Origin of the sequence: Acinetobacter lwoffii (assembly GCF_024129595.1) — a bacterium.
In the GTDB taxonomy this organism is placed as follows: domain Bacteria; phylum Pseudomonadota; class Gammaproteobacteria; order Pseudomonadales; family Moraxellaceae; genus Acinetobacter; species Acinetobacter lwoffii_O.
The window spans coordinates 1-578 of the sequence record NZ_JAMXXS010000101.1 but is presented as its reverse complement, the minus strand read 5'-3'; the positions used below and the strand labels follow the sequence as shown (position 1 = coordinate 578).

General features: G+C 51.6%; 1 pseudogene. It reads left to right on the top strand.

Features of this window, described 5'->3' with window-relative positions:
• A pseudogene (gene adh, locus NI466_RS15820) lies at positions 1-578 on the top strand (aldehyde dehydrogenase); the annotation flags it as partial.

Sequence of the window (578 nt, the reverse complement as noted above, 5' to 3'; positions counted from 1 at the left end):
GAACAAAATCTGGAAATGTTGGCTGTGGCAGAAACCTGGGACAATGGCAAACCGGTCCGTGAAACGCTGGCTGCAGATATTCCACTGGCGATCGACCATTTCCGTTATTTTGCCGGCTGTATCCGTGCCCAGGAAGGCGGCATTTCCGAAATTGATGAAGATACCATCGCCTACCATTTTCATGAACCGCTTGGTGTAGTCGGACAAATCATTCCCTGGAACTTCCCGATTCTGATGGCCGCCTGGAAACTGGCACCTGCCCTGGCTGCAGGCAACTGTATTGTGCTGAAACCTGCAGAACAGACCCCGGTCAGTATTCTGGTGCTCGCTGAACTGATTCAGGACATTTTGCCACCGGGCGTGTTGAACATCGTCAATGGCTACGGGGTCGAAGTCGGCCGTCCACTGGCGACCAATCCCCGTATTGCCAAGATTGCCTTTACCGGCTCAACCGCAGTGGGTCAGCTGATCATGCAATATGCGACTGAAAATATTATTCCGGTGACTCTGGAACTCGGCGGTAAATCACCAAATCTTTTCTTTGCCGACATCATGGATCAGGAAGACGATTATCTGGA